This is a genomic window from Dethiosulfovibrio salsuginis (assembly GCF_900177735.1).
In the GTDB taxonomy this organism is placed as follows: domain Bacteria; phylum Synergistota; class Synergistia; order Synergistales; family Dethiosulfovibrionaceae; genus Dethiosulfovibrio; species Dethiosulfovibrio salsuginis.
Genome location: NZ_FXBB01000002.1, coordinates 110906 through 126625, shown reverse-complemented (window position 1 = coordinate 126625; position 15720 = coordinate 110906). Strand labels below are relative to the sequence as shown.

General features: G+C 55.7%; 8 protein-coding genes and 3 tRNA genes. 9 read left to right on the top strand and 2 right to left on the bottom strand.

Translation table 11 applies throughout. The annotated features are described in order from the left end of the window. Positions 1-510: 510 nt before the first annotated feature. From ppdK to B9Y55_RS02175, 6 genes are all read left to right on the top strand, one after another. Complete coding sequence (ppdK, locus tag B9Y55_RS02200) at positions 511-3129, top strand: pyruvate, phosphate dikinase (protein ID WP_085543718.1); 2619 nt, start codon at positions 511-513, stop codon at positions 3127-3129. A 67-nt stretch (positions 3130-3196) separates the two neighbouring features. Beyond that, a tRNA-Asp gene (locus B9Y55_RS02195) sits at positions 3197-3273 on the top strand. Between the two features lie 13 nt (positions 3274-3286). Further along, a tRNA-Gly gene (locus B9Y55_RS02190) sits at positions 3287-3361 on the top strand. Between the two features lie 19 nt (positions 3362-3380). After that, a tRNA-Met gene (locus B9Y55_RS02185) sits at positions 3381-3456 on the top strand. Positions 3457-3557: 101 nt separating this feature from the next. After that, the gene (locus tag B9Y55_RS02180) at positions 3558-4601 is read left to right on the top strand and encodes a hypothetical protein (protein ID WP_085543717.1); all 1044 of its coding nucleotides are present in this window, start codon (positions 3558-3560) and stop codon (positions 4599-4601) included. 45 nt (positions 4602-4646) lie between these two features. Further along, on the top strand, positions 4647-5585 hold the full coding sequence (locus B9Y55_RS02175) for a hypothetical protein (protein ID WP_085543716.1): 939 nt from the start codon (positions 4647-4649) through the stop codon (positions 5583-5585). Between the two features lie 2 nt (positions 5586-5587). On the opposite strand, the gene B9Y55_RS02170 is transcribed toward B9Y55_RS02175, so the two are convergent. Next, positions 5588-6943 (bottom strand): MATE family efflux transporter, encoded by a 1356-nt coding sequence (locus B9Y55_RS02170; RefSeq protein WP_085543715.1) that lies wholly within the window; start codon positions 6941-6943, stop codon positions 5588-5590. Further along, a complete protein-coding gene (locus B9Y55_RS02165; RefSeq protein ID WP_085543714.1) occupies positions 6930-7514 on the bottom strand; it encodes a tyrosine-protein phosphatase in 585 nt (194 codons plus the stop codon). The genes B9Y55_RS02170 and B9Y55_RS02165 overlap by 14 nt, the downstream gene beginning before the upstream one ends. 107 nt (positions 7515-7621) lie before the next feature. Between B9Y55_RS02165 and B9Y55_RS02160 the strand changes: the two genes are divergently transcribed. From B9Y55_RS02160 to B9Y55_RS13415, 3 genes are all read left to right on the top strand, one after another. After that, positions 7622-12802 carry an Ig-like domain-containing alpha-2-macroglobulin family protein gene (locus B9Y55_RS02160; protein WP_159448197.1) on the top strand — a complete coding sequence of 1727 codons (5181 nt, stop codon included), beginning with the start codon at positions 7622-7624 and terminating at the stop codon, positions 12800-12802. Between the two features lie 3 nt (positions 12803-12805). After that, positions 12806-14974, top strand: coding sequence for a penicillin-binding protein 1C (pbpC, locus tag B9Y55_RS02155; RefSeq protein WP_085543712.1), 2169 nt, complete (start codon positions 12806-12808; stop codon positions 14972-14974). 184 nt (positions 14975-15158) lie between these two features. Then, positions 15159-15551 (top strand): class II SORL domain-containing protein, encoded by a 393-nt coding sequence (locus B9Y55_RS13415; protein WP_085543711.1) that lies wholly within the window; start codon positions 15159-15161, stop codon positions 15549-15551. The last annotated feature ends 169 nt before the right edge of the window (positions 15552-15720 follow it).

Here is a 15720-nt window from a genome sequence, read left to right as displayed (position 1 = left end):
GAAGACAATGGCCCCCAGGGTTATGTTTACCAGGGAATGTCCTTCTTCCTTGATAAACCATCTTATCTTTGCGGCTATGCTTCTTAGGGATAAAGGGTGTTTCAACGTAAAATGCTCCTCCTTAAATATATAGAGCACCTTTAAAAACTCTAATCCTCGGAGAGATCGTTCCGACGTAGCCCAGAGCCCGTATACTCGACCTGCCGTCGTGTAGTATGAATGGGGCGACAGGACGTCGCCCCAAGCCGAGGGGGCACAGGACGTGCCCTCCGAGGTGCTTCGTACGGAACAGGCAGGTCGAGTATACGATTGGGCGAAACAGGGCGTAGGCGGGACGGTCTCTCCGAGGGGACTCAAATGTGAGTTTTTAGAGATTCCCTATAGAGATCGTGCCCTGAGTGTAGCACAACTGGAGATTTGGACAAGCCCTTTTGATGGGAGGCGAGAAGATGATATGATAGTGGCAGGTTTCCCTGAAAAGTAGAAAAAAACGTCCCAGGAGGTGGAGAGATGATTAAGTATGTTTATGATTTTTCCGAAGGTTCGTCCGATATGAAAGCCCTTTTAGGTGGTAAAGGCGCCTATCTGGCCCAGATGGTGAAAGAAGGCCTCCCGGTGCCGTCGGGCTTCACCGTGACCACCAAGGCCTGCCTAAGGTATCTTCAGCAGGAAAAGGGCTTTATGGATGCCCTGTGGGTGGACGTCCAGGCCGCTCTATCGCGACTGGAGGAACGGATGGGAAAGACTCTGGGATCGGACTCCGATCCCCTGCTGCTGTCCGTCAGGTCCGGGGCTCCTGTGTCCATGCCTGGGATGATGGATACGGTCCTTAACCTGGGGCTTAACGACGAGACCAGATCGGCTCTGGCGGCCATGTCGGGCAACGATCGGTTTGCCTGGGATAGCTACCGACGGTTTATCCAGATGTTCGGCGACGTGGTTAAGGGCGTAGCAGGGGAGAAATTCGAGAGTCTCCTGGACGACGTAAAACGGGAGAACGTGGTTACCTACGACAACCAGCTTGGCCCTGACGCCCTGGAGGACCTGGTCTGTCGTTACAAAACTCTCTACAAAAAGGAGACCGGTGAGGATTTTCCCTCCGATCCTATGGTCCAGCTGAAACTGGCGGTCGAGGCGGTGTTCGATAGCTGGAATACCCCTAGGGCAAAGACCTACAGAAAGATCCACCATATGGCCGACGATATGGGAACGGCGGTCAACGTTATGGCCATGGTCTACGGCAACCTAGGAGACGATAGCGGTACAGGGGTCTGTTTCAGCCGTAACCCCGCCGACGGAGAGAAAAAGCTTTACGGCGAGTTCCTCATCAACGCTCAGGGAGAGGACGTCGTGGCAGGTATCAGAACCCCTCAGCCTATCGCCGCCCTTGAAGGGGTTATGCCAGATATATACAGAGATCTTTCGGAGAAGGTGGAGAACCTGGAAAGCCGGTTCCAGGAGATGCAGGACATAGAGTTCACCGTCGAGAGGGGAAAACTCTATATCCTCCAGACGAGGACAGGCAAAAGATCCGCCCAGGCGGCGGTAAAAATAGCGGTGGATATGGCCAACGAGGGCCTTATCAGCAAAAAAACCGCCATCGGAAGGGTCACTCCCGATCAGGTCGAAAGGTTGCTTCACAGCCAGATCGATCCAGGATACGTTCCGGAAGTGCTCGCACAGGGTCTTCCTGCCTCTCCCGGTGCGGCGGTAGGTCAGATAGTCTTCGATCCCGACGAGGCGGTCAGGTTGTCCGATAAAGGGGAATCGGTCCTTCTGGTCCGCCCTGAGACCACCCCAGACGACATTCACGGTCTTTACGCCGCTAGAGGGATCCTGACCTCCAGAGGTGGAATGACCAGCCACGCTGCGGTGGTGGCCAGAGGTCTAGGCAAGCCCTGCGTAAGCGGTGCGGAGGACCTGCTTATCGATCTCGAAGGCAAGAGGCTTATCATAGGGGACAGGATCTTCTCCGAAGGGGATGTCCTCACCGTTGATGGCTCAACCGGAAGGGTCATTGAGGGATCGGTCCCTCTGTCCCTGCCCTCTATCTCCGGCGAGCTTGAGACCATACTGGACTGGTCCGACGAGGTTTCCGCCCTTCAGGTCTGGGCCAACGGAGACACCCCTGACGACGCCAAACGTGCCAGGTCCTTCGGAGCTAAAGGCATAGGGCTCTGCCGAACGGAGCATATGTTCATGGCGGAGGATCGTTTCCCTGTGATGCAGAGAATGGTCGTCGCGAAGGAGCTGGAGGAGCGAAAGGCCGCCCTGGAGGAGCTGCGGGCCATGCAGAAAGAGGACTTTATGGGCATATTCAGGGAGATGGATGGACTTCCGGTTATAGTCAGGCTTCTGGATCCTCCTCTTCACGAGTTCCTCCCCAGGGTCTCGGAGCTGGATAAAAGGATAGCCCAGGCGGAGGAATCCGGTCAGGACGCCTCAGCGTTGCGAAAGGTGAAAGATAGGGCGGAGAACCTGAGAGAGGTCAACCCTATGCTGGGCTTCAGAGGCTGTCGCCTGGGATTAGTCTATCCTGAGATCTACGAGATGCAAATTAGGGCCATCTTCGACGCTATGTCGGAGCTTACGGACGTAGACCTCAAGGTGGAGATAATGATGCCTTTGGTACAGACTAAAAGGGAGATGTCCATACTAAAGGAGATGGTTCTCTCTATCGCCGGGGAATACGAAGCGGGAAGCCTGAAATACCTCGTTGGGACCATGATAGAGCTTCCTCGGGCAGCGCTGAGGGCGGGAGAGCTTGCGGAGGACGCGGAGTTCTTCAGCTTTGGGACGAACGACCTTACCCAGACCTGTCTTGGTCTCTCCAGGGACGACGTAGAGGCCAAGTTCATGAAGGATTACGTGGAGAAAGGGGTATTCAAGCTTAGTCCCTTCCACGAACTGGACAGAGACGGCGTCGGAGAGCTTATGTCCATCGCCCTTCAGAGGGGAAGGGAGGTCAGGCCGGACATATCGGTAGGTATCTGCGGTGAGCACGGAGGAAACCCCGAGAGCATCGCCTTCTGCCACTCTATCGGGCTGGACTACGTCAGCTGCTCTCCGTTCAGGGTCCCTGTCGCTAGAATAGCCGCTGCCTGGTCCGCTCTGGGGCTTCTAAAGTAATTTTACCCCCACAGGGGGTTTACAACGGTCATTTCCTTTGGTAGAATAACCCTCGCAGCGATAGAGCGGGGTCGTAGCTCAGTTGGTTAGAGTGCCGGCCTGTCACGCCGGAGGTCGCGAGTTCAAGTCTCGTCGGCCCCGCCATATAACTGCATAGGCGGAAGTAGCTCAGGGGTAGAGCACAACCTTGCCAAGGTTGGGGTCGCGGGTTCAAATCCCGTCTTCCGCTCCATATGAGCTTTTTTGAGCGTCGCGGGGTGGAGCAGTTGGTAGCTCGTCGGGCTCATAACCCGAAGGTCACAGGTTCGAGTCCTGTCCCCGCAACCAAGCGATCTAGAGCCTCTCCTTAATAGGGAGAGGCTTTTTTGCGTTCTCCTTTACACATTACGAGGGAAATAGGCTAGAATATCTTTAAGGGGGTGCTGTCCGTGGCGGTTGCTAGAGGGCTTGGAGTTTATAGACTGATAAAAGCCAGGATGGATTTCGTTCAAGGTGGAGACCTTACCAAGGTGTTTTGGTACTCCCTTCTGGACGCCGGTTCTATCAGGCTTTTTCACGGTCGAGGGGTAGCAAAAGACGAAAACGATCTGCCTCACGGCATAAAGACCCCCTGGAGGGATTTTTGTGCCTTCATCGATAACGCTAGAATACCCTTTCCGGTTCCCCCTTCTCGGAAAGCGGCGGAGAGTGAGGCGGAGGACGTAGACCTCCTGGCGATAGATGGTTCAGGGGAGCTTGCTCTGGCAGATAGGGAGGAACCTGAAGAGGTCTCCCTATCCTCGGAGGTCCTTATGCTTATGGAGCTCAAAAAAAACCTCGAGGATTCGGGCATATACGACGTCAAAGAGGAAAATCTGACGAAAATAAGGTATCTTGAGGAGGCTTTTGCCAGGATCGGCGGTGGCTTCAACGAGGAGGGCTGTGTGGCCTTTATAAAGGTGGAGTCTCTCTCCACCATGGAGGCGGAGGAACTGATGAACCGTTTCCCAGAGGAATCCGCCAGAGAGGACTTCTGGTCCAACAGAAAGCTAGGGGATAGCGAAAAAAAGAAATCTAAAAGTGCTCCTAAGGCGGTGTTCCCCTGCTTTGCGGTTGTAGCTCCTATCGGCGGGATTCCTGCAGTAGAGCTTTCCCCTGGAGACACGGTCTCCTTGGCGGTACCGCCGGAGAGTTTGCTGTACTCTATAGTGAAATATCAAAGGGGAGGGGCTTTCTCCGGAGACATGGACGTAGTCTTGTCTTCGGTGAGGCCAGGGGGCAGCGAGAGGATTATCCTGGAGTTCGTGTTGTCCGAGGAGTTAGCGGCGGTCGCGGTGGTCCAGAGCAATCTCAGGGTCAGGGCGGTTAAAGGCAGTCGTCCAAGAGGTGCCTCTGTCTCCTGGGAGATCTCTCCTGCCATGCAGCAGGGTTTTGCCGTGACAGCGGTGGCGTTGGTCGCTCTTATTTTTATCTTGCTACTTTTCGTGAGGTAGCCTTTACTGCTACAATCGGTGGGTAAAAAGACTGGAGGTGTCGTCGTGGCTGGGGCTACAGGTTACGGGGTTTACAGGGTTTTAAAGGCTAGAGTCGATTTTGGGCACGGTGGAGAGGGAGGCAAGTTCTTCGCCTACGTCCTCTACGATAACAGGGACGTCAAGCTGTTTCACTGCCGTATGATGGATGGGGAGGCCCAGCCTTCTCACGGTATAAAGTCATCATGGAAGGATTTCACCGCTTTTATCGACGGGGCACTTGGCCAGCCGATGAATCCGGAGATAGCTACTATGGGCTCCGACTTGGCCCAGGTGCTTCAGGAGGTCGGTGTCTTCGACCTCAAAGAGGATAACCTGACGAAGCTCAGGTATCTGGAGAAGGTTTTCTCCAACAGAGGGGCCCAGATATTCGACGGTCAGTGTGTCGCCTTTTTAAAGATAGAGGGATTGACCTCTTTGGAGGCCAATGAGCTGCTGGAGAAGTTCCCTAAGCCTAAGACGGAGGCCACCGAATCGGATGATTCGGAGACCGCTGAATTGCCTTTGGCGGAGGGTATGAGGCAGAAGAAGATACTGCCAAAGCTGGTTTTCTCCTGCTCTACCGTCCTCGACCCTGTCAGAGGTGTTCCTGCATCCGATATTTCTCCAGGCGATCTGGTGACCTTGACGATTCCCGAGGATAGCCCCCTTTATGGGACCATGAAGACCCAATCGGAGCAGGAAGGCAGGCCTTTTGACGGCAAGATAGACCTCATCCTCACCACGATCAGCGAGAGCGACACCGATAGGCTCGTCCTCGAGTTCGACCTTTCCGACGGAGTTATGGCGGTCGCTATGACACAGAAGTCGATGAGGATAAAGGCCTTAACCGCAGGAGCAGGGGAGGAAAAGAGATTTTTGTCCCTCTCTCCCTCCCAGTTGGCCATCATAGGGGTTTCCTTCTTTCTGCTGGCTATACTTTTACTGTTCGTCCTCAGAGGATGATATCAAGGCCTGTCTCGAAGACAGGCCTTGATCATTTTCAGCCTGATAGACCTAAATATCCCCAGGGAGATCGTCCCCGATATAACCTCCGTCAGAGGGAAGGACCAAAAAATCCCCATTATCCCGTAGCGTAGGGACATAATCCAGGCCAGAGGGACTATGACCAGGACCCTCCTGTTGAGATCCAACAGGAAGGCAGCCTTGCCCCGATCCATAGCCTGATACATGCCGGAGAGCACTACCTGAAAGCCCGATAGAGGCATCGATAGGGCTATATAAGGGGACGCCGCTACCGCTATACTCAGGGTATCGCCGGAGGAGAAAAAGAGCAGCACCGACTCTGGCCAGAGTATCAGCGGTATCGATCCTGCGATACATAGTCCGGTCCCCCAGAGGATCGACAGGTTTATCGCCCTTAATACCCGACAGTCCTCCTTTGCCCCTAAGTTGTGGCTGACTATGGGCATCATCCCCTGTACCAGGCCGAAAAGAGGCATATAGGCGAAAGTGGTTATACGACCCAGTATGCCCATAGCGGCGACCGCAGGGTCTCCCCCTAAATCCGCCAGAAGCCTGTTCATGAAGGCGGCGGTCACGCTTCCCGCTCCCTGCCTGACGAAGGCCGAAGATCCTATGGACAGGATGTTTTTGACCGTTCCTTTATCCACCTTAAGGTAAGGAGCCCTCAGCTTAAGGACGCTCTTGCTCCGCAGATAACCGGCCATCCAAAGGGCCGACCCAGCCTGAGCTATTATAGTCGCCCAGGCGGCTCCAGCTATTCCCATGTCCATGAACTTTATAAAAAGGGGATCGAGCACGACGTTTGCCAAAGAGGAGATAATCAAGGTCTTCATGGCGATGCTAGCGTTCCCCTCAGCCCTGGCCATGGAGTTAGCGGCTATGGAGAAGCTTAAAAAAGGGGTCCCCAGCAGGGTTATAGAGGCGTAGGCTTGTGCAAGTGGTTGGGTCGCATGGCTCGCTCCGAGGGCGTAAAGGAGGTTAGTAAGCCCTAAAATAGCTCCTGTAGACAGGGCTATCGACGTGGTTCCTGTGAGGATGAAGGTGTTTTTAAGGACCTCGTTGGCTTTTTCACCCTCTTTAGAGCCTAGATATTTTCCGACCAGGGTAGCTCCCCCTATGCCAAAACCCTGAGCGAAGGCCACCATCACAAGCTGGATCGGAAAGGATACCGCTAAAGCAGCTACGGCACCGTCGCCGATCCACAGGGCCACGAAAAAAGTATCCGTGAGGCTATAGGTCATCTGTAAAACTAGGCCTATAATTGAGGGCAGGGAGAGTTTTATCAGAAGTTTTCCGACGGGACAGTTGGCGAGAAGGTCTTTGTTATGCCGTTGCACCGGTAGGGGTCACCGCCTCTATGTCTTTAGAGTTTTGAACCTTTAGGTGACTGGCGTAGTTCCAGAACGATTTCACCATCGCACTTGTGCCGACGTGAAGGGTGGAAAAATGGCCTCTCATCCAGCAAAGCTGCTTTTGCAGGGCGTGGGCTGGGTGGTCCTGTTCCTCCGCAAGTCTCCAGAGTGCGGCGATAAGTCCCGTTCTGTCCGCCCCTGCGTAACAGTGTATCAGTATGGGCTTAGGGGCTCGTCTCATGGACTCCAATATACGGTCAAGTTCCTGAACCGGAATGGTCTTTATCGCCGATAGGTCAAAATCTAGGTGGACTATCCCCGGGGAAAGGGAAAACTCCTTCTCCCGCCGATACCATCTGCGGCCCTCCTGGGCCCCTCTCAGGTTTACGATGCTCTTTATGCTGTGATCCTCGACGTACCTCGCCAGTCGATCGAGGCTAAGCTGGGCGGATCGATAGAGCACTCCTTTGGATACGGTGTGGAAGTTTATCGCCCTGATATACAGAAAAGTAACAAAGGCTGTAAAGAGATCGCTGAGTCGAATGTCATTTTTCACGGGTTTTCTCCTCCTGCATCAAAAGATGTGAGACAACTCCTATGATACATCAGAATGTTCCTATCGTACAAGCTTTTGGTTTATTATTAAGATGGAGGTGGTTTTTTATGAAGATAGTCTCTGCTCTAAAATGGGCTCTTCTCGCCCTGTTACTATGCGGAACGGCCTGGGGAGACGATTTCTCCGTGAGGTCTTTTGTCCCAGAGGGAGAGGTCTCGGGAAAACCGGAGATAAAGGTGGTCTTCTCCGGTCCTGTGGCGGAGAAAGGGCTTTTAGGGAAGGTCCTGCCCCTCGATCAGGTTCCTATGGCAGTGAGACCGGAGATAAAGGGAAGCTGCACCTGGGATGCCCCTGATACCCTGGTGCTGGTCCCGAACAAGGCCCTCGCCCCGGCGACGGAATACCAAGTCCACATGAAGCCCCTTAGAGACCTATCGGGAAGGCTTCTGGCTGGCCCTCAATCGTTTAGCTTTAAAACCGCTCCTCTAAAGCTGAAGAACGTCAGGCAGGTGGAGCTAACGCCCTACAAAGAGCTTACATTGGAGTTTGAGTTCTCCCTGCCCGTTCCCCCTCAAAGGCTCCTGGGCTTTGTCTTCGCAAGCAGCGATGGACGTTCGGTGAGGCTGATGCCTCAGGGAGAGGTCCCAGCTAAAAATGTGTCCGTCAAGACCGAGTACGTCCCAGGGGATAAAATCCTCCTGAAAGTGGAGAAAGGGCTTGCCTCCGATTTAGGACCTCTTGGACTGGAAAAAGACAGGGAGATCTCCATAGCTCTATCCTCCGAGTTATCCATTACCGGAGGATACGCCGAGAGCCGGTCCGACGGTCAGGGAAGGATAAATATCTACACATCGAGGCCTGTGGACCCAGGGGACGTAAAGGGCTTTGTCACCGTCCTGCCTGAGGCCGGTTTCCGGGTCGAGCCCACCTACGGCGGATTCGCCTTGGTCGGTGAGTTCTCCCCTAGGGACAGATACACCGTGAAGGTCAAAAAAGGCCTAGGTGGAAAGGACGGGCTTCGCTCCGATAACGTCAGAGCCTTTGTTATGCCCGACATGGACAGATCGGTGGGTTTCCCGGTGTCCGGGACGTTCCTTACTCCGATGGATAGCCCGAGGATTCCTGTGGATACGGTGAATCTGGATAGAATAGAGGTCTCCGGTTGGAAGCTCTACCCCAACAACGTAGCCCTGGTCGTAGGGGCTTTAGACTCGGGGACCGAGCCCCCTAAGGCCCTTTCCAAAGCCCTTGGGACCGATGTTTTTAACGTGGATAATCGACTGAACCGAACGGTAAGAGGCGCTTTGGACCTGGAGGCGTTTCTAGAGGAGAACAGAGGAGTCTTCCTCCTGGAGGCATCGGACGGACAGGGTGGATGGGAGATAGCCAGGCAGATGGTTACCCTTACGGACATAGGCCTATCCGCCAGAGTATGGGATAGAGGTCTTTTGGTCTGGGCCAACCGCTTATCCGACGCTACTCCCCTGATAGATGGCTCGGTTACCGTCTACTCATCGAGCAACCAGGTCATAGCGACAGGCCGTACCGATGCAGAGGGCCTATGGGTTTTCTCCGATAAGGACGAATGGGATCCTCAGCTTCGCCCTGCGGTGGTGACCCTAGAGGCAGGGGACGACCTTTCCTTCCTGGTGTTAGGAGGGGATAAATTTGTAGACTCTGGAGTGGACGTCTCCGGTGCTCCGTGGATTTCCTCCTACGAGGCGGAGTGTCTTCTTCCCCGAGGGATATATCGCCCCGGGGAGACCGTCGAGATAACGACGGTGGTCCGTGCCCCTAAAATGGCCCTTCCAGGGGAGTTCCCCGTTATGTGGAAGGTCATAAGCCCTATGGAGGGAGAGCTTGTCAAAGGCAGCCAGACCCTGTCCTCTGTTGGGACCTCGATGGCCTCCTTTAACGTGCCTACCGAGGCCCCTACGGGAAGATATCGTTTCGAGGTCTCCGTGCCTGGAGGCGATGGGCCTCTGGGGTCGACTTCCTTTCTGGTTGAGGACTTCACCCCTCCCAGGATAGAGCTTGACCTGACCTCCTCCAAGGCCCTGCTCGTCGGAGGTGACGAAGTGGACCTGTCCTTTAAAGGGGCCTACCTTTTCGGGGCGCCCTCTCCTGGGCTTTCCTGGGAGATGCAGGCCTCCGCCTCGACGAGACGGTTTAAATCCTCCCTGTTCCCCGACTGCACCTTTGGGGACGGCGAGATCTCCTTCAGCGGTTTCGATGATTACATAGGAGCGGGAGTCCTGGACGATCGGGGAGAGGGAACCATGAGCTGGACGGTCCCGAACTACTGGAAGGCCCCTTCTATGCTCGACCTCCATCTATCGATCCAGGCGATGGAGCCCGGTGGAAGATGGGTATCTCGGTTCATAACCGTCCCCTGCGCCCTGTCACCTAATCAGATAGGCATAAGGACTCCGGAGGGAGACGTTCTTCCAGGTAAGGCCGCTCCCTTCAAGGTCGCCGTGGTCACAGCGGAGGATCGACCGGTGACGGCTAACTTAAATTGGGAGCTTTTTTCCGTCATCGATCGCTACGTGATGGTCAGAGAGGGCGGAAGGACAAGGATGAGGTGGGAGGAGGAAAAACTCTCCGTCGCCACCGGGGCTGTATCGGTAAAGAACGGCTCCGGAAACCTGGCGGTCACCCCGGACCAGGAGGGCCGATACCTGTTGGCTATCTCCGACGGTCAGGGTTCCAGTAGCTCCGTCCGGTTCGATTCCTGGCGTCCATGGGACGGGTCGTCCAAGGCCGCCTCCATACCTGACAGGGTGGAGCTTTCCTTGGAGGATGGCGGGGTCGCCTATAGAGCTCCTTTCCCAGGTCGGGCCCTGTTTACCCTGGAGGCTGATGGGTTAGTGGAGGCAAGGGTTATATCCTCTGCGGAGCTCTCCGGTCGGATTTCCTTCGACAAAAAGGAGGGCCTCTGGCCTAACGGTTGGTGCTCCCTTCAGGTGGTCCGTCCGGTCTCGGAAAAGGGCAACTGGGGGCCTCACAGGGCTATAGGGGCTATTCCTATCCCTATGGACAACGACGGCCTTAAGGCCAGGATCTCTCTGGACCTCCCCGATTCGGTGGAGCCAGGGTCTACCCTCGATGTGGTCGTCTCGGTGACCGACGAGAAAGGTGAGCCTCTCTCCGGCCATCTGTGGCTCGCGGTGGTGGACAGAGGCATTCTCGGTCTCACCGACCATCGGCTTCCAGATCCCTGGAGGACATTTACGTCCCTCAGAAGGCTTGGCTCGAAGGCCTTCGATCTTTACGACGAGCTGATCCCCATAGAGTCTCGGGAGACCCCTCTGCTTCATCCCGCAGGAGGGGCTGGGGCTGCCATGATGGCCCTCAACCTGTCTCCCCTTAGGGCCAGAGGCTTTAAGGTTCTCTCAATGATCCAGCCCGATCTGGAGGTCAAAGACGGTGTGGCTAAAGGGTCTTTCGAGCTCCCCGAGTTCTCCGGTGGAGCGACGGTTATGGCGGTTTTCATAGGTTCAAGGCTGGGGTCTGAGTCGTCTCAGCTGTCGGTGGCCAGGGAGATCACCGTGGACCCCTCGGTCCCCTCGGTTCTCGCCCCTGGGGATCAGGTTAAAGTTCCCCTTTCGGTGATATCGACGTCCTCTCGAGACGTCTCTCTCTCGGTGGAGTTAGAGGCATCCGGCCAGTGGGAATACGGAGGACAGTCGCCTATATCCCTCTCCCTTCCTGCCGGTGGTACCATAGTCGTTGAGCTGCCCTTTAAGGCCCTCGATGGGGGATACGGCGAGCTGAACGTGAAGGTAACAGGGCCTGGTCTCGATTTCTCCCTGGAGAGGGAGACGGTGATAAGGCCTCCTATGCCCAGGGTCACCCTTTCGGAGACCGGTATCATGGAGGCAGGCACTAAGGTCTTCGACGAAAGGGGTTCGTGGTTCCCTGGCACTATGGATTCCTCTCTGTTCCTGTCGGGATCCCGTAAAGCGGACCTGTTCCCGGTGGTATCCTTCCTGAGGGGATATCCCTACGGCTGTCTGGAGCAGACAGTTTCCTCCACCTGGCCGTTAATCCTCCTGCCCGATATGGTTAGGGCCATAGAGGGGCTCTCTCAGGAGGAGCTCGACGATCTCTTGATGGACAATATAGTGAAGCTCCAGGGGTTGCAGCTCTACGACGGAAGCTTTATGTCATGGCCCAACGGTACCACCGATCGATGGGGAAGCGTCTACGCCGCTCACCTTCTAGCCCTCCTAGATCGGGCTATGGTTCCCGACGGTATGGCGATTCGGTCCGGCTCTTTCCTGAGAGCCCTTCTCGCCGATCCATCGGAGGATACCTTCTCCCTGTCCCAGAAGGCCTACGGAGCCTACGTTATGGCCCTTTCAGGCCAGGCCCCTCTCGGATGGATGGAGTGGCTGTCGGAGAAAGTCGGCGAGATGGACGAGGCGGGCAGGTCCTTCCTGGCGGGGGCCTACGGCCTGGCGGGCAAAAAAGACGTGGCCATGGCACTTTTCGGCAAAGCGGTGACGGTAGGTAAAGATCCCTATCGGTCCCCTCTCAGGGATCAGGCCATAAGGTTATTGGCCTTGGAGGCCATGGCCCCTGGAGGGGCGGACCAGGCACTGCTGGCAAACGAGATGGCAAGATCCATTAACGTCGGTTCCCTTTCGACCCAGGAGGCTGGGTTCGCCGTTCTCGGCCTGGCTAGCTATCTCTCTAAGGTGGACATAAAGCCCTTCTCCGCCGTCCTTTCCGGTGGAGAGAGGTCGATCCCCCTCTCCACCGGGGACGAGCTTGCTATTTCCAGCGACATTCACCTTCCCTGGAGCCTTAAAAACGAGGGCCCCGGTGAGGTCCTATGGAGCAGAACGATCTCCGGGGTACCTATGGAGCCCCAGCCTGAGGAAGACCAGGGCATAAAAGTACGCCGTATCCTCACAGATAGGGAGGGCAACGAGCTGGATCTCTCCAAGCCCTTAGAGCTTGGCCAGGAGATAACCGTAAAGATAGATATAGTCCCCACCGGTCCGATGTCTAACCTTGTGGTCGTCGACGTCCTGCCGGGGTGCTTTGAGGTCTGGAACCCCGCACTTGAGCCCGGAGAGGAATCGATCGGGGCCAGGCGAGAGGTTCGGTTCGATCGAGTCCTTTTCTTCCCCGATATGGTCGATGGCCAGGTCTCCCTGGGATACCGTTGTAGGGTCACCTCCAGAGGCGAGTTCGCCCTGCCTCCTGTATCGGTGGAGGCTATGTATAACCCAGGAATCCGAAGCCTGAGCGGCGGAGGACGGTTGAAGGTGAATTAAGCAATGAAAAAAGCCTTGTTCTATGGGGCTCTGACTATCGCCCTTGTGGCGATACTTTGGGAGGGGGCATCCAGGGTGGTGTCCCCTCTCCCTGTCGGTCAGGCCCTCTACGTACCCCCTGCGCCCTGGGTTATCGACCGGGAGGATGTCCCTCTCTGGGTCGGTCTTAACGACGAGGATCAGGTCTCAATCCCTATATCCCTCGACCTCATGGGGAAGTGGCTTCCTACGGTTCTGGTGGAGGTGGAGGATAGACGGTTCTGGAGCCATAAAGGGGTCGATTGGCTGGGGATTATCAGGGCCACCGCCCAGAACGTCTACCGCAGGAGAATCGTCTCCGGAGGATCGACTCTGACCAGCCAGCTGGTGAGGATGACCTTACCTAGGGAGAGGTCCTTTTACGCTAAGCTTATCGAGTTTCTTCAGGCCGTCCAGCTGGAGAGGTCCTCGGACAAGAGATCTCTGCTGGAGGCCTACCTTAACAAGGCTCCCTTCGGAGGCAACCTTCAGGGGGTCGCCGCAGGTGCCCTGGGATGGTGGGGCAAGAGGCCCTCCGATCTGTCCCTTTCGGAGGCCGCTTTGTTGGTCGCCATGCTTAAAGGACCGACCAGATACAGGCCGGATATATACCCCGAGAGGGCTAAGGCTCGAAGGGATGGGATAATACAGGGATTGGTGTCCAGAGGGATTATAAGTCCCTCCCAGGGGGCTCTCTCTATGGCCGAGGCCCTGCCTGAAAGGATCTCTCTGCCTAGGGATAACTTTCTTTTCGTATCGCAGGTTTTAAGCCGTAGGCCGGAGGGGGGACGATCCACTCTGGACAGAGGTATACAGGCCACTTTGTCCAGGAGAATCCATCTCGGGCTGAGGGAGTTGCCGAGGGATATAACCGCCTCGGCGGTGGTGGTCGAGAACTCGACCGGGGCGATAAGAGGGTACGTAGGTAACGGTCGCTTTGGAGATCCTGCCCCTTGGGAGTGGGTGGACTGTGCGTCCTCTAACAGATCTCCAGGGTCGGCCCTCAAGCCCTTTGTGTTCGCCATGGCCATGGACGACGGCCTTCTCTCCCCATCGTCTCTCATGGCGGACACCCCTCTTTCCATGGCGGGAAGGGCTCCTAGAAACTTCGATCTTCGCTACCGGGGGCCCGTCTCTATGGCCCAGGCACTGGCCCAATCCCTCAACGTCCCGGCGGTCAGGGCCCTGAGGATGGTCGGGGTTGAGAGATTTCTACACCGTTTAAGAAATTTGGGTTTTAAAGGTCTTAAGGAAGATGGAGCTCACTACGGAGATTCCCTGATCCTAGGAGGTTGCGAGGTCTCTCCCCTCGAGATGGCTCAAGCCTATCTTACTCTGGCTTCATGGTGCTACAGGCCCCTGAAGTTTATGGAGCAAGAGGAGTTAGAATCAGCCCAGTCGCCCTTTTCACCGGAGAGCTCCTACCTAACCGGATCTATATTGACCGATCGTTCCAGGCTATCCCAGGAGGCGAGACGATTTCTGGGAGAAAAAGCCTCCATGGCCTTTAAGACGGGAACCTCCTACGGTTTGAGGGACGCCTGGGCGATCGGATGGAACGAGGTCTGGACGGTGGTGGTGTGGATGGGAGACCCTACAGGTGCTCCCCATCCTGAGCTAGTAGGCCTATCGGCGGCGGTTCCGATGCTCGTCGAGGTCATGGCTGCTTTGGGGGGATCTATGCCCTCCGCCCCTGATGGAGTGGCCCAGAGGACCGTCTGTTCCCTGTCGGGACTTCCTCCTAACTCCGCCTGCCCTCACAGGACGGAGGCCTGGTTTATCGACGGCGTATCTCCCTCCTCTACCTGCACCTTACATCGATGGAGAGGTGGCGAGATCGTAACGGTCTTGCCGCCGGAGCTCGATGGATTAGGAGAGGATAAACTTCCTCCTTTCAGGATAGTCTCCCCTCTGGAGGGGGCGGTATACGTGATACCCCCTTGGGGAGAGGCCCCCAGGGTCCCCCTCTCTGTAGAAGGGGCGAGGGGAAAGGTGTGGTGGTACGTCGAGGGCAGGTTCATAGGCGAGTCAGAGCCGTCAAAGCCCCTTTTCTGGACCCTCTCCCCTGGAAAACATCGTATAGGGGCTTTGGATAGTTCGGGAAGATCCCACTGGATCAGGATATCGGCGTCCTCTTGGGGCAGCTCTAAATAAATCCTACAAAAACACTTGCATTTGCTCGCTTTTGAGTTCATAATAGAGACAAGGTATCTCTGAAACTATGATCCTCGGAGAGATCGTTCCGACGGAACGATCTCTCCGAGGGTACTCGAAGGTGAGTTTTTAGAGATTCCCTATAGCGGTTAATTTTCGCATTGAGAAGAAGGAGGTATGTGACGTGAAAATCGGAGAATTGATTCAGTCGGGGGATTGGAAAGGCGAGAAACACGTTCCTGTAATAGAGGCACCTGAGAAGGTCTCCGCCGGAGAGCTTTTCGACGTAACCCTTTCGGTGGGCAAAGAGATAGCTCATCCTAACACCACAGAACACCATATCTGCTGGATAAAGCTCTACTTCAAGCCCGAAGGGGACAAGTTTGTGTATGAGGTGGCGGAGCTCAGGTTCGACGGCCACGGCGCTTCCGTAAAAGGGGCCAACGAGGGGCCGGTTTTCACCGATACCTTCGGCACCGTCCGACTCAAGCTCGCCGCGGCAGGCACCCTTATAGCTACCTCTTCCTGCAATATCCACGGTCTCTGGGAATCCTCAAAGCCAATCTCGGTAGAGTAGTATCTCTGGAGAGCCGATATAAAGAAGAAACAGAATCGGGAGACCTTAAGGTCTCCCGATTCTGTTTCTTCTTTACTGGGTTTGATCGGCAGATCGGGGGTTATATCTCCCTGAGAGCTGGATACGGGGATATCGACGATCTCCGCCAATGGGATTGACTGACTGTCGG

Excerpts from the sequence above, each read along its gene's own strand:
- ppdK (WP_085543718.1), top strand. The coding sequence starts at position 511 with ATGATTAAGTATGTTTATGATTTTTCCGAAGGTTCGTCCGATATGAAA.
- B9Y55_RS02160 (WP_159448197.1), top strand. The coding sequence starts at position 7,622 with ATGAAGATAGTCTCTGCTCTAAAATGGGCTCTTCTCGCCCTGTTACTA.
- pbpC (WP_085543712.1), top strand. The coding sequence starts at position 12,806 with ATGAAAAAAGCCTTGTTCTATGGGGCTCTGACTATCGCCCTTGTGGCG.